This is a genomic window from Streptomyces sp. NPDC057638 (assembly GCF_042800315.1).
GTDB lineage: Bacteria > Actinomycetota > Actinomycetes > Streptomycetales > Streptomycetaceae > Streptomyces.
Genome location: NZ_JBHVHF010000104.1, coordinates 1 through 23775, shown reverse-complemented (window position 1 = coordinate 23775; position 23775 = coordinate 1). Strand labels below are relative to the sequence as shown.

At 72.1% G+C, this 23775-nt stretch carries 14 protein-coding genes; 8 read left to right on the top strand and 6 right to left on the bottom strand.

The genetic code is table 11. The features are described from left to right. The 3 genes from ACFVIM_RS16530 to ACFVIM_RS16520 form a co-directional block, all read left to right on the top strand. Positions 1 to 1204 (top strand): M14 family metallocarboxypeptidase (locus ACFVIM_RS16530; protein ID WP_384301667.1); only part of this gene is annotated, 1204 nt, incomplete at its 5' end. A 134-nt stretch (positions 1205 to 1338) separates the two neighbouring features. Next, complete coding sequence (locus ACFVIM_RS16525) at positions 1339 to 2991, top strand: BCCT family transporter (RefSeq protein ID WP_384301669.1); 1653 nt, start codon at positions 1339 to 1341, stop codon at positions 2989 to 2991. A gap of 422 nt (positions 2992 to 3413) precedes the next feature. After that, entirely contained in the window at positions 3414 to 7208 is a 3795-nt protein-coding gene (locus tag ACFVIM_RS16520) for a hypothetical protein (protein ID WP_384301665.1), read from the top strand. A 57-nt stretch (positions 7209 to 7265) separates the two neighbouring features. Here the strand turns inward: ACFVIM_RS16520 and ACFVIM_RS16515 are convergent, their stop codons facing one another. The 4 genes from ACFVIM_RS16515 to ACFVIM_RS16500 all read right to left on the bottom strand — a co-directional run bounded on the left by ACFVIM_RS16515 (position 7266) and on the right by ACFVIM_RS16500 (position 13517). Continuing rightward, positions 7266 to 9440: a 3-hydroxyacyl-CoA dehydrogenase NAD-binding domain-containing protein gene (locus ACFVIM_RS16515; protein ID WP_384301663.1), complete on the bottom strand. Its 2175-nt coding sequence runs from the start codon at positions 9438 to 9440 to the stop codon at positions 7266 to 7268. Positions 9441 to 9585: 145 nt separating this feature from the next. Further along, positions 9586 to 10800, bottom strand: coding sequence for an acetyl-CoA C-acetyltransferase (locus ACFVIM_RS16510; RefSeq protein ID WP_384301661.1), 1215 nt, complete (start codon positions 10798 to 10800; stop codon positions 9586 to 9588). A gap of 102 nt (positions 10801 to 10902) precedes the next feature. Beyond that, positions 10903 to 12060 (bottom strand): CaiB/BaiF CoA transferase family protein, encoded by a 1158-nt coding sequence (locus ACFVIM_RS16505; protein ID WP_384301659.1) that lies wholly within the window; start codon positions 12058 to 12060, stop codon positions 10903 to 10905. 230 nt (positions 12061 to 12290) lie between these two features. After that, positions 12291 to 13517 (bottom strand): WD40/YVTN/BNR-like repeat-containing protein, encoded by a 1227-nt coding sequence (locus ACFVIM_RS16500; protein WP_384301657.1) that lies wholly within the window; start codon positions 13515 to 13517, stop codon positions 12291 to 12293. Positions 13518 to 13855: 338 nt separating this feature from the next. Between ACFVIM_RS16500 and ACFVIM_RS16495 the strand changes: the two genes are divergently transcribed. Continuing rightward, positions 13856 to 14272, top strand: coding sequence for an SsgA family sporulation/cell division regulator (locus ACFVIM_RS16495; protein ID WP_384301655.1), 417 nt, complete (start codon positions 13856 to 13858; stop codon positions 14270 to 14272). Between the two features lie 25 nt (positions 14273 to 14297). Here ACFVIM_RS16495 and ACFVIM_RS16490 read toward each other — a convergent pair whose 3' ends face one another. Beyond that, entirely contained in the window at positions 14298 to 14954 is a 657-nt protein-coding gene (locus ACFVIM_RS16490) for a GPP34 family phosphoprotein (RefSeq protein WP_384301653.1), read from the bottom strand. A 421-nt stretch (positions 14955 to 15375) separates the two neighbouring features. Here ACFVIM_RS16490 and ACFVIM_RS16485 point away from each other — a divergent pair, with 421 nt between their 5' ends. Continuing rightward, positions 15376 to 17007 (top strand): ABC-F family ATP-binding cassette domain-containing protein, encoded by a 1632-nt coding sequence (locus ACFVIM_RS16485; RefSeq protein ID WP_384301651.1) that lies wholly within the window; start codon positions 15376 to 15378, stop codon positions 17005 to 17007. Between the two features lie 266 nt (positions 17008 to 17273). On the opposite strand, the gene ACFVIM_RS16480 is transcribed toward ACFVIM_RS16485, so the two are convergent. Next, positions 17274 to 18518: an aminotransferase class III-fold pyridoxal phosphate-dependent enzyme gene (locus ACFVIM_RS16480; RefSeq protein ID WP_384301649.1), complete on the bottom strand. Its 1245-nt coding sequence runs from the start codon at positions 18516 to 18518 to the stop codon at positions 17274 to 17276. 252 nt (positions 18519 to 18770) lie between these two features. Here ACFVIM_RS16480 and ACFVIM_RS16475 point away from each other — a divergent pair, with 252 nt between their 5' ends. The 3 genes from ACFVIM_RS16475 (at position 18771) to ACFVIM_RS16465 (ending at position 23711) form a co-directional block, all read left to right on the top strand. After that, a complete protein-coding gene (locus ACFVIM_RS16475) occupies positions 18771 to 20018 on the top strand; it encodes an MFS transporter (protein ID WP_384301648.1) in 1248 nt (415 codons plus the stop codon). A 93-nt stretch (positions 20019 to 20111) separates the two neighbouring features. Then, on the top strand, positions 20112 to 22418 hold the full coding sequence (locus tag ACFVIM_RS16470; RefSeq protein WP_384301647.1) for an ATP-binding cassette domain-containing protein: 2307 nt from the start codon (positions 20112 to 20114) through the stop codon (positions 22416 to 22418). Positions 22419 to 22736: 318 nt separating this feature from the next. Next, a complete protein-coding gene (locus tag ACFVIM_RS16465; RefSeq protein WP_384301645.1) occupies positions 22737 to 23711 on the top strand; it encodes an acyl-ACP desaturase in 975 nt (324 codons plus the stop codon). The last annotated feature ends 64 nt before the right edge of the window (positions 23712 to 23775 follow it).

Here is a 23775-nt window from a genome sequence, read left to right as displayed (position 1 = left end):
GAGACAGGTCCCGTCCGGGCCCGCCACGGGATTCGAGGAGACCGGGGGAGCGCGCTGGACCACCGAGGAGGAGGAACGGTCCTTCCTGGCGGCGGTCGACCGGGCGAGCGAGCGGGTCTCGCTCGCCCGGATCGGGACCACGGCCCAGGGACGGCCGCTCCAGCTCGTGAGCGTCGGGCACCGGCACGCGCCCAGCACCGTCCTGCTGGTCTGCTCCCAGCACGGCGACGAGCCCGCCGGGCGGGAGGCGTGTCTGACCACCGTCCGCGCGCTCGGCCAGGGCCGTGACCCCGCCACCCGGCGGCTGCTCGCCGGGACCCGGGTACTGGTGGTGCCGACCGCCAACCCCGACGGCCGGGCCGCCGACACCCGCACCAACTCCCAGGGGGTGGACATCAACCGCGACCACCTCGCGCTGCGGACCGCCGAGGCCCGCGCGCTGGCCACCGTCATCCGTGACCAGCGGCCCGACATCGTCTACGACCTGCACGAGTACGACGCGACCCCGCCCCAGTACGCCAAGGAGCTGTTCGACCTCTGGCCGCGCAACCTGAACACCCACCCCCGGGTGCACCAGGAGTCGACAACGCTCTCCGAGCGGTATGTCCGCCCGGCGGCGCGGGCGGCCGGATACTCCACGGGTACGTATGGCATCTGGACCGACCCGGTCACCGACGAACCGATCCGCCAGGTCGCGGGCGACGGCCAGGAGCGCATCCTGCGCAACGCCACCGGGGTGAAGAACGCCATCGGGCTGCTGATCGAGAGCCGGATCACCCCCATGAGACCCGGGGAGCACGGCGACACCGCGCTGAACAACCGGCGCCGGGTCGGCAGCCAGCTCACCGCGCTGGAGGGGCTCACCGCCTTCGCCACCGAGCGCCGGGCCCGGATCGTGGCCGCGACCACCGCCGCCCGGCTCACCGGCCTGCTGGACCACGGCCCGGTCTACCTCGGCGGCGCCGACAACGACCCGGCCGGTGAGGAGGAGACCCTCGCCGACCCGCCCTGCGGCTACCGTCTCGCCCCCGGGCCGTTCGCTGAGGTGAAGGACGAGCTGGCGCTCCACGGGGTCACCGTCCGTACCGGCCCCGAGGGCGCCTTCGTACCGCTGCGCCAGTCCCGGCGGGCGCTCGTCCCGCTGCTGCTGGACTCCCGGGCGGCCTATCACCTCACAAAGGGAGAGCCACGGACAGCCTGTTGACCCCGTTCACGTGCATTTCCTGTGGTAGGGGGTAGCGGAAGCACACAGCAACGTCTTCCCGCTTCCTGGAAGCCCCCTGAAAGGTGCCACGTGTGACGCACGAACAGCAGCCGGAGGAACGGGAGGTGCGGCCGGTGACCGCCGCGCTTCCCGGCCCCCACCCCCAGGAGACCGCCAGTCCCGTCACGGACCGGGTGGTCTTCGGCGTCACCGCCGGCCTCACCCTCGCCTTCGTCATCTGGGGCGCGGTCGCCACCGACACGCTGGAGGACATCTCCAGCGCGATGCTGAAAGGACTCATCCACAACGGCGGCTGGGCCTTCGTCCTGGCCGCCTCGGGTTTCGTCGTCTTCGCGCTCTGGCTGGCCATCAGCCGCTACGGACGGATCACGCTGGGCGGCGAGGGCGAGGGCCCCGAGTTCCGTACCGTCTCCTGGGTCGCGATGATGTTCAGCGCCGGAATGGGCATCGGACTGATGTTCTACGGAGTGAGCGAGCCACTGGCCCACTACATCTCGCCGCCCCCGGGCACCGAACCAGCCGACTCCGCGGACGCCATGGCCACCGCGATGGCCACCACCCTCTTCCACTGGACGCTGCACCCCTGGGCCATCTACGCCGTCGTCGGCCTCGCCATCGCGTACAGCACCTTCCGGCGACGGCGGCGACAGACCATCAGCGCGGTCTTCGAACCACTGATCGGGAAGCGGCACGCCAACGGGGGCGTGGGACGGTTCATCGACATCCTCGCCATCTTCGCCACCCTCTTCGGCTCCGCCGCCTCCCTGGGACTCGGCGCCCTCCAGATCGGCAGCGGCTTCACCGAACTCGGCTGGCTGGGAAGCGTCGGCACCGGGCTGCTCGTCGCCATCATCGCCGTCCTGACCGTGGCGTTCGTCGCCTCCGCCGTCTCCGGGGTGGAGAAGGGCATCCAGTGGCTCTCCAACACCAACATGGTGCTCGCGATCGTGCTCGCCCTCTTCGTCTTCATCGCGGGCCCCACCGTCATCGTGCTGGATCTGCTGCCCACCTCCATCGCCTCCTACTTCGGCGACCTGCCCCAGCTCGCCGGGCGCACCGAGGCCACCGGAGGCGAAGGCGTCGCCGAATGGCTCGGCAGCTGGACGGTCTTCTACTGGGCGTGGTGGATCTCCTGGACGCCGTTCGTCGGCATGTTCATCGCCCGCATCAGCCGGGGCCGGACAATCCGTCAGTTCGTCGGCGGCGTGATCCTGGTACCCAGCACGGTCAGCCTGGTCTGGTTCGCCGTCTTCGGCGGCACGGCCATGAAGCTCCAGGAACGCGACCAGCTCGGCACCCAGACCACCCCGGAGGGCCAGCTCTTCGCCGTACTCCAGCAGTACCCCGCCGCCACCGTGATGAGCCTGCTCGTGATGATCCTGGTCGGCATCTTCTTCGTCTCCGGCGCCGACGCCGCCTCGGTCGTGATGGGCACCCTCTCCCAGCGCGGCACCTTCGAACCAGCCCGGACCGTCGTCATCTTCTGGGGCGTGCTCACCGGGGCCGTCGCCGCGGTCATGCTGCTGATCGGCAACGGCAAGGGCGACGCGCTGGCGGGCCTTCAGAACCTGACCATCCTGGTCGCGGCGCCCTTCGTGGTCGTCATGATCGGCATGTGCGTGGCGCTGATGCGGGACCTGCGGGACGACCCGCTGATCGTCCGCAAGGAGATGGGCACGGAGGTGGTGGAGTCGGCGGTGATCGCGGGGCACGAGAAGTACGACGGCGACTTCGAAATCCGCATCGGGCCCACGCCGGAGGCGTGATTTTTAGCGGTTCTTCTCCTCCGGGGCGCTTTAGTCGATGTCTCAGCGCCGACGTGCTCGATCGCTCGTTCCTCACGATCTCCGCGCGACGTCACTGAGACATCGACGCGCCCCTTCGGCTCAGAACCGACCTCGGGTAGAGCGAACCCTCACACGGAGCTACTCACCACCAGAGCCCCTGGGGGTGACCCGGTGGCGAAGCTCCCACGGCGAAAGCCGGGCAGGGTGGGCACACGGGAACCCCCTGCCGGGCAGGCGTCCCCACTCGCCCAGCCCCGCACCCGGCCCCACCCGGCAGCGGGGCCCGCACGCACGCGGGGCCACGCGCCCGGAGTGGGCCGCCGGTGGGCCGGGTTGTCCGGTGTCGGGATGGACGGTGGACAACCCCGGTCAGGAGAATGAGCCCCCGAAAGGGGGACGGCGTGCCACGACGCGAGAAACCACTGGGGTCCGAGAACGATCCGCTGATCCGGCTCGCCGCCGATCTGCGCGCCCTCAGAGAACGCGCGGGCAGCCCCACGTACCGCGCCCTCGCGGAACGCGCCCACTACTCGGTCGCCTCCCTCGCCGCCGCCGCGTCCGGCCAGAAGCTGCCCAGCCTCGCCGTCACCCTCGCCTATGTGCGGGCGTGCGGCGGCGACGCGGACCAGTGGGAGCGGCGCTGGCACGAGGTCGCCCGCGCGGTCGGCGGGGTGGAGGGGCCCGGCAAGGGGGAGGGCGGGGACGCGGGCGACTGCCCGTACCCGGGGCTCGCCCCGTTCCAGCCCGCCGACGCCGAGCGGTTCTTCGGGCGGGGCCGGGCCGTCGCCGAGGTACGGGCGCGGCTGGAGCGGCACCGGCTGGTGGCGCTGTTCGGGGCGTCCGGGGCGGGGAAGTCCTCGGTGCTGCGGGCGGGTGTCATGCCGGGGCTGCCCAATGGGCTGCTGCTGACTCCCGGGGCTCATCCGCTGGCGGAGTGCGCCGCCCGGCTCGCCCCTCTCGTCGGCGCGGCACCGGACGAGTTGCGCCGGGAGCTGCTGGCGGGTCCGCGCGGGCTGCACCGGGTGCTGCGGCGGACGGCGGGTGGGGTGACGACCCTGGTCGTGGACCAGTTCGAGGAGGTTTTCGCCCTCTGTCCCGACGTCGACGAGCGGGAGTTGTTCATCGCCGCCCTGGTGACGGCGGCCCGGGACGTCAGCGGCGGCTGTCAGGTGCTGCTCGGGGTACGGGCGGACTTCTACGCCCACTGCACCCGCTACCCGGAGCTGGTGGAGTCTCTGCGCGGCGCGCAGGTGACGCTGGGTCCGATGACCGCCGAGGAGTTACGGGAGGCGATCACCCGGCCCGCCGTGCTGGCGGGCTGCACGGTGGAGAGCGCGCTGCTGGCCCGGCTGGTCGCGGAGGCGGCGGGGCAGATCGGGGCGCTGCCCCTGCTGTCGCACGCGCTGCGCGAGACCTGGCACCACCGGCGCGGGATGACGCTCTCGCTGGACGGCTTCCGGCTCGCCGGGGGCATGGAGGGCGCGCTGGCCCAGTCGGCGGAGTCCTTCTACGCCGCGCTCCCGGCCGACCGGCGGGCCATGACCCGCGATCTGTTCCTCCGGCTGACCGCGCCGGGCGAGGGCACCGAGGACACCAAGCGCCGCATCGCGCGTGAGGAGCTGGATCCGGACCCGGTCACCGAGGAGATCCTGGAGCGGCTGGCCGCGGCACGGCTGCTGACCCTCGGCGACAACAGTGTCGAGATCAGCCATGAGGCCCTGATCCGCAGCTGGCCCCGGCTGCACGACTGGCTGGGCAGCCAGCGGGACGCGCTGCGGATCCACCGTCAGCTCACGGAGGCGACGAGCGCCTGGGAGCAGCTCGGGCGGGACCCGGACACCCTGTACCGGGGCACCCGCCTGGCGCTCGCCCGTGACATGGCCGCCGTCAATCCGGGCGCGCTGGCCCGGCGCGAACGGGCCTTCCTCGACGCCTCGGTGGCCGCGGAGGAGCGGGAGCGGAGCGCCGCCCGGCGCACCACGGTCCGGCTGCGCCGGCTGGTCGTGCTGCTCACGGTGCTGTTCCTGATCGCGGCGACCGCCACCGTGTACGCGGTCAGGACCAGCCGTGACGCCGACCGGCAGCGTGACGCGTCCCTCTCCCGGTTCGTCGCCTCCCAGGCCGACGCCATGCGCGCGCTCGATCCGGCGCTCGCGCTGCAACTGAGCCTGGCGGGGTTCCGGCTCGCCCCGACCACCCAGGCCCGCGGCAGCGTGCTGAGCGCCTTCTCCACCCCGTACGCCACCCAGCTCACCCCGCGTCGGCACGGACCGCCGCTCGTCGGCAACATCCCGTACGGACGGACCGCGGCCCTCTCCCCGACGCGACCCCTGGCGGCCACGGCGGCGGGCGACGGGACCGTGCGGCTGTGGGATGTGCGCGATCCCCACCGGCCCGCCGAGCGGCGCGTCTTCGCCCGGCACAAGGCCGTCGTGTGCGCCGTGGCCTTCGGTTCCGGCGGGACCACGCTCGCCAGCGCGGACCGTGCCGGACGGGTGCTCGTGTGGCCGGTGGTCCAGGGCGACGACCGGGAGGTCATCGATCTGGAGCGACCGGTCTGCGGGCTCGCCTTCTCGCCCACGGGACTGCTGGCGACGGCGGGCGAGGACGGTGTGGTGCGGCTGTGGGACACGGCCGCGCCGGGACTGCCCGGGGTGGCGGCGCTGGCCGCCGGGGAGACGGCGCGCGATGTCGCCTTCGCCCCGGACGGGCGCACCCTGGCCGTGGCGGTGGGCTCCGCCGTACGGCGGTGGGACACCACCGACCCCCGGCGTCCCCGGCCGCTTGCGGCGCTCACCGGACACCGGGGGACCGTCTGGTCGGTGGCCTACTCCTCGGATGGGCGGGCCCTGGCCACGGCGAGCGGGGACGGCACCGCGCGGGTGTGGGACCTGCGGGGCGCCACCCCCCTCGCCCGGGTCCTCGCCGGGAACCGGCGGACGGTCTACGCGGCCGCCTTCAGCCCGGACGGAAGGACCCTGGCGACCGCGGGAGAGGACCAGACCGTCCAGCTGTGGGATGTGGCGGGTGCCGCCGCGCCCCGGCGGACCGCCCGGCTCACGGGGCATCCGACGATGGTCAACGCGCTGGCGTTCCAGCGGGCGGGGACGGCGCTGCTGAGCGCCAGTCAGGACCACACCGTCCGGCTGTGGGATCTGCCCGCGCCCGCGCTCGCCGCCCATGGGGACTTCGTCTTCGGCACCGCCTTCCATCCGGACGGTGGGACGCTGGCCACCAGCGGCCAGGACGGCGTGGTCCATCTGTGGGACACCACGGACCCGGGCCGCCCCCGGCGTCTGGCGGCCCTCACCGGCCCCGACGGCCCTGTTTACAACGTCGCCTTCAACCGGGACGGCACCCGGCTCGCCACGGTCGGCGACGACAGGACCACCCGGCTGTGGGACGTCACCACTCCCGCCCGCCCGCGCCAGCTCTGGCGGGTGCGCACCCACGGCGACGGCAACCCCGAAGGGGTCGCGTTCGGTCCCGGCCCCGCCGGGACCACCGGAGGCACCCTGGCGACGGGCGGCTCCGACGGGACGATCCAGCTGCTGGACCCCGGCGCCCCCGGGCGGCGGCCCACCCTCGTCGGCAGGCACAAGGACTATGTGCGCGCGGTCGCGTTCGCCCCCTCCGGCACCCATCTGGCCAGCGCCTCCGAGGACGGCACCATCGGGCTGTGGGACCTGCGGCCGGACGGCTCACGGCCCCTCTTCCTGCGCCAGCACACCCGCGCGGTCCGCTGGGTCGCCTTCAGCCCCGACGGGCGCACCCTGGCCAGCGCGGGCGACGACCGCTCCATCCGGTTCTGGGACGTCACCGACATGACGCGTCCCCGCTATCTGGCCACCGCCCTCGGCCATGCGAGCAAGGTCTACTCGGTGGCGTTCAGCGCGGACGGCGCCACCCTGGCCAGTTCGGGGGACGACCGGACCGTACGGCTCTGGGATATCGGCGACCGCCGCCATCCGCGCGAACGGGCCACCCTCACCGGGCACACCGACCGGCTGCACCGGCTCGCGTTCAGCCCCGACGGCCATACGGTCGCCAGCGGCAGCCGGGACGGGACGGCCCTGCTGTGGGAGACGGACGTGGAGCGCGTCGCGCGGCGGATCTGCGCGACGGCGCACCCGGCCGTCACCCGCGCGCAGTGGCGCGTCTTCCTGCCGGGCGTGCCGTACCGGCCGCCGTGCTGAGCCCCGGGCGCGCCCCCGCCGACCGCCGCGTCGAACCTCCCCGGCGGGCGCCAGGCGTCAGGCGTCCTCGAAGCGCTCGCCCCGCCCCGCCTTCGCCAGCAGCAGCGCCGGAGGCGTGAAGCGCTCCCCGTACCGCTCCGCCAGCTGCCGGGCGCGCGCCACGAAACCGGGCAGCCCGCCCTCGTACCCGTTGATGTACTGGAGCACTCCCCCGGTCCAGGCCGGGAAACCGATGCCCATGATCGAGCCGATGTTGGCGTCGGCGACGGAGGTGAGTACGCCCTCCTCCAGACAGCGGACGCTGTCGAGGGCCTCCGAGAAGAGCATCCGCTCCTTCATGTCCGCGAAGGGCACCGGGTCGCCGCCGGTGGCGAAGTGCTCGCGCAGCCCCGGCCAGAGCCCGGTCCGCGTGCCGTCCTCCGCGTAGGTGTAGAAGCCCGCTCCCCCGGCCCGGCCGGTGCGGCCGAACTCGTCGACCATGCGGTCGATGACGGCCTCGGCCGGATGCGGGGTCCAGGCGGCGCCGGACTCCTCGACGGCGCGCCGGGTCTCGTCCCGGATCCGCCGGGGCAGGGTGAGGGTCAGCTCGTCCATCAGGGAGAGCACCTTGGCCGGGTAGCCCGCCTGGGCGGCGGCCTGCTCCACCGAGGCCGGGTCGGCTCCCTCGCCGACCATCGCCACGCCCTCGTTGATGAACTTCCCGATGACCCGTGAGGTGAAGAAGCCCCGGGAGTCGTTGACGACGATCGGCGTCTTGTTGATCTGCCGCACCAGGTCGAAGGCGCGGGCCAGCGCCTCGTCCCCGGTGCGCGCGCCCCGGACGATCTCCACCAGCGGCATCTTGTCGACGGGCGAGAAGAAGTGCAGCCCGACGAAGTCGGCGGGCCGCTCGACGCCCTCGGCGAGGGTCGTGATGGGCAGGGTGGAGGTGTTGGAGCACAGCAGCGCGTCCGGCGCGACGACCGCCTGGACCTCCTGGAAGACCTTCCGCTTGAGGGCGGTGTCCTCGAAGACCGCCTCGATGACCGCGTCGCAGCCCGCGACTTCGGCCAGGTCGGCGGTGGTGGTGATACGGGCGAGCAGCGCGTCCCGCCTGGCCTCGGTGGTACGGCCCCGGGCCAGCGCCTTGGCGAGCAGCTTCTCCGCGTACGCCGTGCCGCGCAGCGCGGCCTCCTCGGTGACGTCCTTGAGGACGACGTCGATCCCGGCGCGGGCGCAGGAGTACGCGATCCCGGCGCCCATCATCCCGGCGCCGAGGACGGCGACCCTGCGCACGGGCCGCCGCTCGACGCCGTCGGGGCGGCTGAGGCCGGAGTTGACCGCCTGGAGGTCGAAGAAGAACGCCTGGATCATGTTCTTGGCGGTCTGTCCGGTGACCAGTTCGGTGAAGTACCGCGCCTCGATGGTCTGCGCGGTCTCGAAGTCGACCTGGGAGCCCTCGACGGCGGCGGCGAGGATGTTGCGCGGCGCGGGGTAAGGCGCGCCGCCGGTCTGCTTCTTCAGATGGGCGGGGAAGGCGGGCAGCTGGGCGGCGAAGCGGGGGCTGGCGGGGGTGCCGCCGGGGATCTTGTAGCCGTCGGTGTCCCAGGGCTGGTGCGACACGGGGTGGTCGTCCACATAGGCGCGGGCCTGGGCGAGGAGATCCTCGGGGGTGGTGGCGAGCGCGTGGACCAGCCCGTTCTCCAGGGCGCGCGCCGGGCTGTACTGGGTGCCCTGGAGCAGCACCTTCATCAGCGCGTCGGTGATACCGAGGAGGCGTACGGTACGGGTGACGCCGCCTCCGGCGGGCAGCAGCCCCAGCGTCACCTCCGGCAGCCCGACCCGGACGCCCGGCGCGTCGAGCAGGATCCGGTGGTGAGCGGCGAGCGCGATCTCGTATCCGCCGCCGAGGGCGGTGCCGTTGACGGCGGCGACGACGGGCTTGCCGAGCGTCTCGATCCGGCGCAGGGCGCGCTTGATGGCCATGCCGCCCTCGAACACCTCGCGCGCGTGCTCGGGGCCGAGGCGGATCATGTCCTTGAGGTCGCCCCCGGCGAAGAACGTCTTCTTCGCCGAGGTGATGACGATGCCCCGGATGCTCTCGCGCTCGGCCTCGACCCGGTCGGCGACGGCCGCGAGCGAGTCCCGGAACGCCTGGTTCATGGTGTTGGCGGACTGGTTCGGGTCATCCAGGACGAGGGTGACGACCCCGGTGTCGTCCTGTTCCCAGCGGATGGTGGTGTTCTCGGTCATCGGAGCTCTCCAGGGAAGGTGCGGGCGGGGGTTCTCGCCGTACGGACGCGGCCTCGCGGGACGGACGGCTCTCGCGCGTACGCGGGGCTTCTCGCGCGCCGCCACGCGTGTACGGGGGCGGAAGGCGCGTCGTCGCCTGGAGCCACTAGAGCCGTTCGACCACCGTCGCGACCCCCATGCCGCCGCCGACGCAGAGCGTGGCGAGCCCGTACCGCTTGTCCTGGCGTTCCAGTTCGTCCACGAGGGTGCCGAGGATCATGGCCCCGGTGGCGCCCAGCGGATGGCCCATCGCGATGGCGCCGCCGTTGACGTTCACCCGGTCCAGCGGGACGTCCATATCGCGCAGGAAGCGCAGCACGACCCCGGCGAACGCCTCGTTGATCTCGATCAGGTCGATGTCACCGATGGTGAGCCCGGCCTTCCGCAGCGCCTTGCGGGTGGCGGGCGCGGGACCGGTGAGCATGATGGTCGGCTCGGAGCCGGAGACGGCGGCGGAGACGATCCGGGCGCGCGGGGTGAGTCCGTACCGTTCGCCGGTCTCGCGGGAGCCGATGGCGACCAGCGCGGCGCCGTCCACGATGCCGGAGGAGTTGCCCGCGTGGTGGACGTGGTCGATCCTCTCGACCCAGTGGTACTTCTGGAGCGCGACGGCGTCGAAGCCGCCGAGTTCGCCGACGGAGGCGAAGGAGGGCTTGAGGGCGGCGAGGGTGTCGGCGGTGGTGCCGGGGCGCATGTGCTCGTCATGGTCGAGGACGGTCAGCCCGGTGCGGTCGCGGACCGGGACGACGGAGCGCTCGAAGCGCCCCTCCTTCCACGCGGTGGCGGCCCGCTCCTGGGAGAGGGCCGCGTACTCGTCGACGTCACGGCGGGTGAAGCCCTCGATGGTGGCGATGAGGTCGGCGCCGATGCCCTGGGGCACGAAGCCGACGGTGTGGTTGGTCATGGGGTCGGCGAACCAGGCGCCGCCGTCGGAGGCCATCGGCACCCGGGACATCGACTCCACGCCCCCGGCGAACACCAGGTCCTCCCAGCCGGAGCGGACCTTGGCGGCGGCCAGGTTGACCGCTTCGAGCCCGGAGGCACAGAACCGGTTCTCCTGGACCCCGGCCACCGTGTCCGGCAGCCCGGCGGCGATGGCGGCGATCCGGGCGATGTCCGACCCCTGGTCCCCCACCGGCCCCACCACGCCCAGCACGATGTCGTCCACGGCCGCCGGGTCAAGACCGGGGCTGCGCTCGAGCGCCGCCCGGATCAGCCCGGTGACGAGGTCGATCGGCTTGGTCCCGTGCAGGGCGCCGTTGGCCTTCCCGCGACCGCGCGGGGTGCGGATCGCGTCGTACACATACGCTTCGGTGGTCACTTCAGCAGCCTTTCGGAGAGCGGCCGTGCGGAGAGCAGTCCTCGTTGGGAGCGGTGTCACGGCCGGGCGGCGCCGGACGGGCGGGACCGTGACGGCTCCCCCTCAGGACAGGGCGTCGCGGTCGGCGGGCAGCCCCCAGTCACGGGCGACCTCGTCCGTGTGGGCGCCCGGCAGCGCGGGCCCGCCGCGCAGGGTGGTGGGGGTGGCGGAGAAACGCGGGGCGGGCGCGGGCTGGGTGATGCCGCCGTGGTCCACGAAGGTGCCGCGCGCGGCGAGCTGGGGGTGGGTGGGCGCCTCCGTCAGCGAGAGCACCGGCGCCACACAGGCGTCCGACCCCTCGAAGACGGCGGTCCACTCGGCCCGGGTACGGGTCCTGAACCGTGCCGCGACGGCGTCGCGCAGCTCGTCCCAGCGCTCCACGTCCCGGCGCGGCGGCACCTCGCCGTCGAGCCCGAGCAGACGGATGAAGTCGTCGTAGAAGCGCTGTTCGAGCGCTCCGACGGCCATATGGCCGCCGTCGGCGGTCTCGTAGCAGCCGTAGAAGGGGCAGCCGCCGTCCAGCAGATTGCTGCCGCGCCGGTCCGCCCAGCCACCGGCGGCGACCATGCCGTGGATCATCGTGGCGAGATGCGCGGCGCCGTCGACGATGGCCGCGTCCACGACCTGGCCCGCGCCCCCCTCGCCCCGGGCGTGCTGGAGGGCGGCGAGGATGCCGATGACCAGATAGAGCGAGCCGCCCGCGTAGTCCCCGACGAGATTGGCGGGAACGGTGGGCGGCTCGTCGGCCCGGCCGATCATGCCGAGCGTGCCGGTGGGGGCGATATAGGTGACGTCGTGACCGGCGCGGGAGGCGAGCGGTCCCTCCTGCCCCCACCCGGTCATCCGTCCGTAGATCAGCCGGGGATTACGGGAGAGACAGACATCCGGCCCCACCCCGAGCCGCTCGGCCACTCCGGGGCGGTACCCCTCGATCAGCACATCGGCCCGCTCGGCCAGATCGAGCACGCGGGCCGCGCCCCCCTCGGACTTGAGGTCGACGAGGATCGAGCGCTTGCCCCGGTTGGTGAGGTCGTACTCCGGGTCGATGCCGAAGCCGGAGCCGCCGGGGCGGTCGACGCGGACGACATCGGCGCCGAGGTCGGCGAGGGTCATCGCGGCGAAGGGCGCGGGCCCGATGCCCGCGAGTTCGACGACACGGAGCCCGTGCAGTGGGCCATGAGGGCCAGGAGAATCGTGGCTGCCGTGCGGGGTGGTGATCATCGGGGGGTCCCAGCGTCTGTGTGACATAACTGATGTAACACCAGCGATGGTAAGAACACGTTCCACCCCGCACAAGGGCCGCCCCGCCCGCCGGTCGAGCGGTTCCCGGCCCGCGCGGCGCGCGCCCGCCGGGGGCGGAACGCGCGCCCACCGGGCGGGCGCGGAGGACCGTCAGCCGGAGGCGGGGCGGGCGCGGAGGACCGTCAGCCGGAGGTGGGGCGGACAGAGCGTCAGCCGGGCGTGAGGCGGGCGGTGTCCAGCCGGGCCACCCGGCCCTTCTCCCCGGAGGCCCAGCAGCCGCCGCGCGGGGCGCACTCCACCGTGTCGTAGGAGCCACCGTCCACGGTCCGCCAGGTCCGGCCGCCGTCCCGGGTCAGATCCGTCCCCGTCGGCCCCACCGCCAGCGCGGCGGAGCGGCTGCCCGGCAGCCAGGCCGCACCGGAGCGGTAGGCGGGCGGCGGGGTGGTGGACGGCTGCCAGCTGCGGCCGCCGTCCCGGGTGACCGCGCCCGCGCGGGGCGAGGGCTGGCCGCCCCGGTAGTCACCGCCGACCGCGATGCCGTGGTGGCGGTCGCGGAAGGCGACGGCGAAGACCCCGCGCGCCGGGTCGCCCGCCGGGACGGGGGTCTCGGCGACGCTCCAGGTCAGTCCCCGGTCACCGGAGCGCAGCACCCGCGCGCTCGGCCCGCCCCCGGTGGCCAGCCAGACGTCCCTCGGCCCGGCGGAGACCAGACACTGACCGCTGGCGGCGAAGGCGGAGTCACCCTCGCGGGCGGGCGGCATCCCGGCGCTGGGGAGCACCGTCCAGGTGGCGCCGCCGTCGCGGGTGGCGAGGATGCGGTACCGGCCGTCGACGGGGTCGCTCAGGGCGAGGCCGTTGCGGCGGTCGAAGAAGGTGACGCAGTCGTAGAAGGCCCTGGGGTCGGTGTTCTTGAAGGTCTCCGTCCAGGTGGCGCCGCCGTCGGTGGTGCGCAGCACCCGCGAGGCGTCGCCGGGGCCGATGGCCAGGACCACGGCGCGCCGGGTGTCGAAGGCCTCGACGTCCCGGAACTCCAGTCCCTCCGCCCCGGGCGGGGAGACATCGCGCCAGTCACGGCCGCCGTTCGTGGTGCGCAGGACCGTGCCCCGGGAGCCCGCCACCCAGGCGGTGGCGCGGTCGACGGCGGCCAGGCCCCGGAAGCGGGCGTCGGTGCCGGTCTCCGTCAGGTTCCACCGCACGGCGGCGGTGCGCGGCACGGACCCGCCCCGGCCGCGGGCCGTCGCCGCCGCTCCGGCCGGCGTGAGCGCCGCTCCCGTCGCCGTTCCCGTCGCTATGAGTGCCTTCGCCGTCCCGGTGGACGTGGCCGCCCCGGGCCCGGGTGGGCTTCCCGCCTGGGCGGGTCCGGTGAGCGCCGCCGCCATGGCCGCCGCGCACAGTCCCACGGTGACCGTCCGTCTCGTCTTCCCCTTGGGCGTCATGGCGCTGGAAGCTAGCCGACCCGCCGGGGAGCGTCCAGGGCGCCACACGCCCCACGGCGCGCGCCCAGCACACCGAACACGCCCAGCACGCACGAGAACGCGGGGCACGCACGAGGACGCCGAGCACCGACGAGAACATGGGGCGAAACGCACCGAACGCGCGCGAGAACACGGGCGAAACGCGCGGTGATAAAGCTCACGCACCCGCCGAGTGCACGTCGATGGCGCTTTCGCCGTCTTTCCCCGCTGCCGGGAGCGATCGTCTTGGGGAGCGCGTTCGACTCATCAAGGGGCGTTCACCGCGGGGGCGTTCACGGGGTCACACAGAGGAGCAGCTGTTGTCAGTCGTCATCGAACACGCCGTCCAGGCGCGGCTGGTCTCCGCGACTCCCCGGATGGAGTCGGTCCCGGCGACCTTGCGCTACGACCGTGAGGACCCCTTCGCCGTCACGATCGACTTCCCCGCCCCGGCGACCCTGGAGGGCGCGGACGTGAGCTGGGCCTTCGGCAGGGAGCTGCTGGTGGCCGGGATCGAGCGGCCCTCGGGGGCCGGCGATGTGCGGGTGCGCCCCTACGGCTACGACCGTACGGTGCTGGAGTTCCACGCCCCGGAGGGTGTCGCCGTGGTCCATGTGCGCACCAGCGAGCTGCGGCGCTTCCTGAAACGCGCGCAGGGGGTCGTCCCCCGGGGCCGCGAGCACCTCTTCCTCGACCTGGACGAAGACCTGGCCGAGCTGCTGCGCGACACCCGCTGAGGACGACCCCCGGCAGGCCCGGTGGTCAGGACCCGGCGGCACCCGCACCGGCGGTGACGGCCACCGCGATGGCGACCTTCACCTCATGGATCACCCTCTTGAGCGCGGGGGCGGTGGAGCCGCTGCGGTCCGTGAGGGCCTCGATGCGGTCCTTGTACTCCTTGCGCTCCTTGCGCGTGACGAGGGTCTTCAGCTCGGCACCCGCCGCGAGCGCCACGACGGCGGCGTCCGCCTCCGCGATGTCATCGACCGGGCCGGTGCCGGTGAGTGTCTCGCGCGCCTCGGCCTTCAGCGCCTTGACGACCTCGGGCCGGGCCAGTTCGTACTTGGTCCGGGAGAACATCCCGCTGCTGGTGGTCAGCTGACCGTCCGCCGCGAGCTGCTCCCGCAGGGCGTCGAGGGTCTGGGAGGACTTGTGCGTCACCCAGCTCTTCCACTTGCGCCCCTTGGACTCCTGGACCAGGTCGAGCAGCCCGTCCAGGACCGGGTCCCCGGTGCGGGTGGCGGCCGCGGACCGGGCCACCCCGTCCTCGTCGACGAGGAGACCGCGCTGGGCCAGCTCGGTGAGGGCACCGGCCCGGACCAGATAGTTCAGATGAGATGTGCCGCTCGCTTTCATCTTGTCGGTGTCCCACGCCAGCAGGTAGAGCCGGGCGGGCAGCGAAAGCGATTCAGTGGTCATCGGAAATGCGCTCCTTGCTTCTGTGGGGATTCTCGGTGGTCGGGTCGATGGGGACACCCCCAGGGGCGAGCCCGGGAGCGGATCGGGACGATTCACGGGGCCGACGGGGTCACGGCAGGAGGATGGGTGCTCCCCGTGTGGGTGGCCGATGAAAATTCATTGACAGCACCCCACCCGCTTCTTACCGTGGTTACCGCTTCTGCCACCGTTGATCGGAGAAGGACGTTGCTCGTCTGAGGTCCTGGAACACCGTGCGCTGCCCCGCCCAGGGCGGATGAGCCGCGCAGTGCGTGCGACCTCGGCATCGAGCTGCCATTTCCGGGCCTGTCGACCCTTTCTCCTCGGCCTCTCGGCCTTGTCGTGCGTACGACGGTGTCTCCATCCGTTGCCATGATCCTTCTCAGCAACCCGGAGACCTGTTTTGTCCATTGCTTCTTCCCATATCGTCTGCACCTCCCTCACGTTCAGCTGGCCTGACGGAACGGAAGTATTCGACGATTTTCAGCTTGCGGTCGGTCCCGGCAGAACCGGACTGATCGGCCTCAATGGGTGCGGAAAGTCTACGCTCCTGAAACTCGTGGCCGGTGAACTCAGCCCGTCCCAGGGCACGATCAAGACATTCGGCGAGGTGGGATATCTGCCGCAGAATCTGGTGCTCGACACACGGCTGCGGGTGGACGAGGTACTGCGGATCGACCGGGTCCGTGCCGCGCTCCACGCGATCGAGGGAGGCGACGCCGACGCGGAGCACTTCACCGTCGTCGGCGACGCCTGGGACATCGAGGAGCGCTCGCTGGCCACCCTCGACCAGCTCGGGCTCGGCCATATCGGGCTCGACCGCACCATCGGCGAACTCTCCGGCGGCGAGGGCGTCCTGCTGAAGCTGGCCGCCCTGCTGCTGGCCCGCCCGGATGTGCTCCTGCTGGACGAGCCCACCAACAACCTCGATCTGCGCGCCCGCCGCAGGCTCCACGCCGCCGTCGCGGCCTGGCCCGGTGTCCTGGTCGTGGTCAGCCACGACCGCGACCTGCTGGAGCAGGTCGACCAGATCGCCGATCTACGCGACGGCGAGGTGCGCTGGTACGGCGGGAATCTCTCCGCCTACGAGGAGGCCCTCACGGTCGAACAGGAGGCCGCCGAGCGGATGGTGCGGGTCGCGGAGGCCGATGTCCGGCGCCAGAAGCGCGACCTCACCGACACCCAGCAGAAACTGGCCCGCCGCAAGCGGTACGGCCAGAAGATGCAGGACACCCGCCGGGTGCCCAAGGTCGTCGCGAGCGCGCTCAAGCGCAAACAGCAGGTGTCGTCGGGCAAGGAGACCACCCTCCACCAAGGCCGGCTCCAGGAGGCCAGGGAACGTCTGGACGAGGCGGTGGAGGCACTGCGCGACGACGACGAGATCCGTCTGGAACTGCCCGCCACGCTGGTCCACCCGGGTCAGGGCGTGCTACGGCTGTCCGGCCTGCGGACGCGTTACGGCCCGCCGCTGCCACAAGAGTTCGAGGTGCGCGGCCCCGAGCGGATCGCGCTGGTGGGCCGCAACGGCGCGGGCAAGACGACGCTGCTGCGCACGGTCATGGGCGAGCTGGAGCCGGTCGAGGGGGAGGCGGAGACCCTGGTTCCGGCGCGTTTCCTGCCGCAGCGGCTCGATGTGCTGGACGACGGGCTGAGCCTGGTGGAGAACGTGGCCCGGTTCGCCCCCGACGCCACGCAGAACCGCGTCCGGGCCCGGCTGGCGCGCTTCCTCTTCCGGGGCGCGCGTGCCGACCGCCCCGCCGGGACCCTCTCGGGCGGTGAGCGCTTCCGTGCCTCACTGGCCGCGCTGCTGCTGGCGGAGCCCGCGCCCCGGCTGCTGCTGCTGGACGAGCCGACCAACAACCTGGACATGGCGAGCGTGCGGGTCCTGGTCTCGGCCCTGAAGAACTTCGAGGGAGCGCTCGTGGTGGCCAGCCATGACCTGCCGTTCCTGGAGTCGATCGGGATCACCCGCTGGCTGCTGCTGAGTGAGGAGGGGCTGCGGGACACCACTCCGCGGGAGCTGGCGCGGGAGTAGCGGAACGCGGCCCTTCCGTCCCCATGGAGGTCGCGGCCCGGTGTCCCGGCGGAACCGCGGGGAGACCGGGCCGGGGCTCCGCCGGGTATGGAAGGGCCCGGCTCCCGTCCCGTGTCCGGCGGTGTTCGCCCCGTGGGACGGCCGCTGGGCCGGTGCGCGGGGCGGCACCGGACGTTCACATGATCATGTGGCTGAGCGTGTACCGGTCCGCGAGACCGATGGCGACGAGAGGCGGCGACCACCGCGGGCCGCCCACCGGTTCGTCCTCACCCGCGGCTCGCGGCGATCTCCGCCGCCCGGAATCCGGCCGCGGTGGCGTCGAGAGCGGTCTCGATGTCGTCTTGGGTCATCGCGGCATTGATGTACCAGTGGTGGTTGGGGTGGAACAAGATCCCACACCGCGTGGTCTCGGTGTAGAAGGCGTCCTGAATCCTTCGCCGCGCATCGTCATCGGTGTACCGAAAGCGCATGAAGGGCATGTGTGGCACACCCAGCACATGGGCGTCGAGTCCGGATCGGACGATCTGCTCGGCCAGGCCGCGCTGCAGGGTCGCGCCCAGTTCCTCGATATGGTCCAACGCGCTGGAATCACGGAGCTGGGTGATCGTCGCGACGGCACCGGCCATTTCCGCACCGTTGACGTGGAAGGTCGACCCGATGTGCACCTCGCCGACGGCTCGCATGACCTCCTCGCGACCCACCACCGCCGAGATGGGGTAACCATTGGCCATTGCTTTACTGAAGGTCACGATGTCTGCCTGTACCTCGTACCGCTCCTGCGCACCGCCCAGCGCGACCCGGAAACCGGAGCGCATCTCGTCGAGCACGAACAAGGCGCCGTGCCGCCGAGCCAGCTCAGCGGCCGCGGCCAGAAAGCCCTCGGCCGGGGGTTCCTCCTCGAACGGCATCATCAGCAGGCAGGCCACCTCGCCGGGATAGCGGCGCAACTCCCGCTCCAGACTGGCCAGGTCGTTGTACCGGAACGTGCTGACCGTCTGCTGGGCGGACCGGGGCACGCCCGCCGGACGGTTGGCGCACCAGTCATGCCAGCCGTTGTATCCCCAGCGGATCACCCGCTCGCGCCCGGTGTGCGCCCGGCTCAGCCGCACCGCCGCGCTCGTCGCGTCCGAGCCGCTCTTGAGCAGGAACACCCGATCGGCGTGCGGAACCACCGAGATGAGCAACTCGGTGAGTTCCACCTGGACTTTCTTTCGGAGGGTTATGGCGAACCCGTCGCGGATCTCGCGGATGACCGCCTCGGACACCACCGGATCGGCGTGGCCGAGGATGATGGTGCCGTAGGCCAGAATGAAATCCACATATCGGTTCCCATCGACATCCCACACATACGCGCCGGATGCCCGCTCGCCATACAGCGGGTACTCGCCATCCACCAGACGATCACGGGCCAGTACATAGCCGGAGTACGCCTGGGTGGCGTCGACACGTGCCGCCCTTTCCAGCAGCCGACGGGATTCGCTCAAGTCCAGGGGCCGGTTTCGCTTGACCACCACTGCTCCTCGGGGGGAATTGTTCAGGGTGACGGCATCTCTGGTTGGTGTGAAGAGCTTGCCGGGCCACGGACTGGCACCGCGCCCGCTACCGCGAATCAGCCAGCTCTTGGCGTGAACCTGCCACCAATGCCGCGTTTCGGCGCGCCTAGGCTCGGATCCATCCGCGCGATCCGCGCGGTCTCCGCGGGGTGTGCCACGGCACCGGGCCGTTCGCGGCTCGACCGGAACCGGGCCGGGACGGAGCTGGGAATGACGGGTACCCATCCGGACCGGGGCCCGGGGATCATCGCCGTACTCGGTGCGTTCGTCCTCAACGGCGCACTGCTCGGCTCGTGGGCCCCCCGGGTGCCGGCGCTGGCCACGCAGATCGGTGCGGACGAGGGTGCGCTGGGGCTGTCCCTGCTCGGTGCCAGCGCAGGCATGATCGCCGCTTCGATCCTCGCCGGGCGGCTGTGCGCGGCGTTCGGCGCTCGCGTCGTCATGACGGTGTCCGGCGTCGCCGGGTCCGCGATGCTTCCGGCGCTGGGACTGGCGAGGTCACCCACGACGCTCGGTCTGTTGCTGATCGCACTCGGCGCGATGGTCGGTGTGATGGACGTGGCGATGAACGTGTCCGGCGTGACAGCGACCCGGCGGACCGGCCGGTCGATCATGCCACTGTTCCACGCGGCCTTCAGCTTCGGCACGCTGGCCGGTTCGGTCGGCGCCGCGGTCGCGGCCGGACAGGGGCTGGCACCGAGCCGTCATTTCGTCATCGTCGCGGTGATCTGCGGCGGCGTCACCGTCGGCATCGCCCGCTGGATTCCCGTCGAGGAGCTGCTGAGGGTACCTCCGCAGAGCGGGCGCGCCGGGCGGGCGCCGTTCAGGCGACCGGCGCTGTGGCTGCTCGGCGGCGTGGCCCTGTGTGCCTCGGTCGCCGAAGGAGCGACCGCGGACTGGTCGGCGCTGTTCGGTGTGCGGGAGCGCGGTCTCAGCGAGGCCACCGGCGCCCTGATCTACGCGTGCTTCTCGATCACCATGATGTGCACCCGCCTGTGCGGTGAGGTGATCCAGCGCCGTTGGGGCGCACCACGGATGCTCGTCGGGGGTGCGGCGATCGGTGGGCTGGGGCTGGCCACCGCGGTCGTGGCGCCGTCGCCGGTGCTCGTCTTCGCCGGGTTCGCCGTCGCGGGTGTCGGTCTGGCGTACGCGTCCCCCATCGTCATGGAGTTGAGCGGCGCGGCCGGGCGCCGGGCCGATGGGGGCGGTGGTGAGCGCGAGGTCGCGTTCGCGACGACCATCGCCTACAGCGGGTTCCTGCTCGGCCCTCCGATGGTGGGCGGGGTCGCCGAGCTGACCAGCCTGCCTCTCGCGCTGGGCGCTGTCGCGGCACTCGTGTTGCTGATCGGCCCGCTGACCCTGGCCGCGGGTGCTTTCCGGCGCCGGGAGTCGGCCGCGGCCGAGGAGTCGGCGGCGCATGCCGCCCAGAGCACACCCATCCGGCGCGAAACAGGCTGAGCGCGGCGGGACCGGGGGCCCTCGCCGAGCGCGCGGGATCTCCGCTGGAAATCACGACAGAACCTGTCTGGTTTTCTGGTTAGCGTCGCCCGCATGGCACGCATGGAAAGCCCCACCGATCCCGCCCGTACCGCATCGCACATCGTCATCACCGGCGCCCGGGAGAACAATCTCCAAGAGGTCTCCCTCGCCGTCCCGAAGAACCGGATCACCGTCTTCACCGGGGTCTCGGGCTCCGGCAAGTCCTCGGTCGTCTTCGACACCATCGCCGTGGAGTCCCAGCGGCAGCTCAACGAGACCTTCACCTCGTTCCTGCGCAACCGGCTGCCCAAGTACGAGCGGCCCCAGGTGGACGAGATCGACGAGCTCTCGGTGGCGATCGTCGTCGACCAGAAGCCGATCGGCGGCAACGCGCGCTCGACCGTGGGCACGATGACGGACATCTTCTCGGTGCTGCGGGTGCTCTTCTCCCGCCATGGCACCCCGGCCGCGGGCCCGGCGACCGCCTACTCCTTCAACGACCCGTCGGGGATGTGCCCGGTCTGCGACGGCATCGGCAGGACCGTCCAGCTCGACACCGAGCGGGCGGTGGACTGGTCCCGCTCGCTCAACGAGGGTGCCCTGCTGCTGCCCGGACTCTCGCCGGGCGGCTGGGAGTGGAAGCTGTACGCCGAGTCCGGCCGCTTCGACCCGGACCGGCCGCTGGAGCGCTACACCGACGCGGAACGCGAGCTGCTGCTGCACGGCGACGGCGAGCTGACGGTCCAGATCACGAGCGCCTCCGGCAGCGCCCCCATGCGGTTCGAGGGGATCGTCACCCGGTTCACCCGGCTCTACCTCAAGCGGGACACCACCAACCTCACCGAGAAGCGCCGCGCGGCGGCGGCCCGGTTCACCGTGGCGCGGCCCTGCGCGGGCTGCGGCGGGGCGCGGCTGAACGAGGCCGCCCTCGCCACCCGTATCGACGGGCTCTCCATCGCCGACCACGCCCGGATGGAGGTCGCCGACCTCGTCGGCGTGCTGGAGCGGATCGACGACCCCGTGGCCGCGCCGGTCGCGGCGGCGGCCCGGGAGCGGCTGCGCCGGCTGGTCGACATCGGTCTCGGCTATCTCTCGCTGGACCGGGAGACCACCACGCTCTCCGGCGGTGAGGGGCAGCGGCTGAAGATGGTGCGCCATCTGGGCAGCTCGCTCACCGGGCTCACCTACGTCTTCGACGAGCCGAGCGTGGGACTGCACCCCAGGGACGTGGGACGGCTGAACGAGCTGCTGGTACGGCTGCGGGACCGGGGCAACACGGTCCTGGTGGTGGAGCACGACCCGGACGTCATGGCCATCGCCGACCACATCGTCGACATGGGCCCCAGAGCGGGCACGGAGGGCGGCCGCGTGGTCTACGAGGGGCCCGCGAAGCGGCTGCGGGACGCCGACACCCTCACCGGGCGCCATCTGCGCCGCCGCGCCCCGCTGAAGCAGACGTTCCGGGAGCCGGACGGCTGGCTGCCGCTGACCGGGGCCGCGCTGCACAACCTCAAGGGCGTCGACGTACGGTTCCCGCGCGGGGTGCTCACGGCGGTGACCGGGGTGGCGGGCTCGGGGAAGTCCACCCTGGTGTCGGAGGTGTTCACCGCCGCGTACCCGGAGGCGGTCGTGATCGACCAGGGCGCGATCACGGCGTCGGCACGCTCCACACCCGCGTCCTACCTGGGTGTGATGGACACCGTACGACGGCTCTTCGGCCGGGTGAACGGGGTCTCCGCCGGGCTGTTCAGCTTCAACTCCGACGGCGCGTGCCGGGAGTGCTCGGGGCGCGGCGCGATCATCACCGACCTGGCGTTCATGGATCCGGTGACGACCACATGCCCGGTCTGCGAGGGCCGCAGATTCCAGGACGAGGTGCTGCGGCACCGGGTGGCGGGCCACACCATCGTCGATGTCCTGGAGATGACCGCGGCGCGCGCCCTGGAGTTCTTCGACGACCCCGCGCTCCACCAGAAGCTGCGCACCCTCCAGGAGGTCGGGCTCACCTATCTCACCCTCGGCCAGCCGCTCAGCTCGCTCTCGGGGGGCGAGCGTCAGCGGATCAAGCTCGCCACCCAGCTCCACCGCACCGGCAGTGTCTACGTGCTGGACGAGCCCACCACCGGACTCCACATGGCCGATGTGGACACCTTGATCACCCTGCTGGAACGCCTGGTGGACGCGGGGAACACGGTGATCTGCGTCGAGCACAACCTGGATGTCGTCAAGCGGGCCGACTGGATCGTGGATCTCGGCCCGGACGGCGGGAAACACGGTGGTGAGCTGGTCTTCTCCGGGACCCCGGCCGGGCTGCTCGGCCATCGGTCGTCGGTCACGGCCCGCTATCTCCGACGGGAGCTGGGGGTGGTCCAGGACTGAGAGGGGCGGCGCCGGGGCCCAGGCCGGACGCAGACCGCCGGGGCGGGGCGCGCGCCGGGGGCGCGGAGCCGTTCGCCGGACGCCGGACGCGACCCGTTCCGGTGGACATCGGCGCGTCGGGGGGACGCGCGGAGGTGTGACCTGTCTCTCCGCACACCCCCGCGAACCCCCGACGTATCCACCCCGACCTGGACAAATGACAGAGAGTAATGGGTGGACAGTGACCCCGGAGTGGAGCACCACTTATCACCGCCTTAACCTACGGTCTCGTAACCTACGAATCCGTAGGTACCCCTCTCTCCGTCCCCAGGAGCACCAGTGAGCATCACCTCTCCCCACCTCGGCAGTTCGGACGCCTGGACCGACGCCCGGCTGCTGTACGCGCTGGAGGAGGTCGTGGAGAAGGAACTCAACCGTCATCTCAAGGTCGCGAAGGACTGGATGCCGCACGAGTACGTCCCCTTCAGTGACGGGCGCAACTTCCCCGGTTACTTCGAGGACGGAGAGGCCTGGGAGCCGGAGCAGTCCAAGGTCACCGACATAGGCCGGATCGCGCTGGTGGTCAATCTGCTGACCGAGGACAACCTCCCCAGCTACCACCACGAGATCGCCTCCCTCTTCGGCCGGGACGGCGCCTGGGGCACCTGGGTGCACCGCTGGACCGCCGAGGAGGGGCGCCACGGCATCGTGATGCGCGACTACCTGCTCACCTCGCGGGCGGTCGACCCGGACAAGCTGGAAGCCTTCCGTATGTCCCATATGTCGGAGGGGTTCGAGTCCGACAACCGGCACTCGATGCTGCACTCGGTGGCCTATGTCGCCTTCCAGGAGCTGGCCACCCGGGTCTCCCACCGCAACACCGGCCACCAGTCGGGCGACCCGGTCTGCGACCGGATGCTGGCGCGCATCGCGACCGACGAGAACCTGCACATGGTCTTCTACCGCAATCTGCTCAGCGCGGCGTTCGAGATCGCGCCGGACCTGACGATGCAGGCGGTACGGGATGTCGTCGTCGACTTCCGGATGCCCGGACACGGCATCCCCGGCTTCGAGCGGGCCGCCGCGCAGATGGCCATCGGCGGGATCTACAACCTGCGCATCCACCACGACGACGTGCTCGCGCCCGTACTGCGCTTCCTGAAGGTGCTGGAGATCGACGGGCTGGGCCCCGACGGGCAGAAGGCACAGGACGAGCTGGGGCTCTACATGGACGGGCTGGACGCGGAGGCGCTCAAGTTCGACGCGAAGCTGGAGGCCCGGCGCGCCCGGCTGGCCGCCCGCGCCGCCCGCTGACGCCCTTCCGCCGCCCGTCCGAGACGGTAACGCGTCGCGCCGCCCGACCGGCACGGTACGGGCG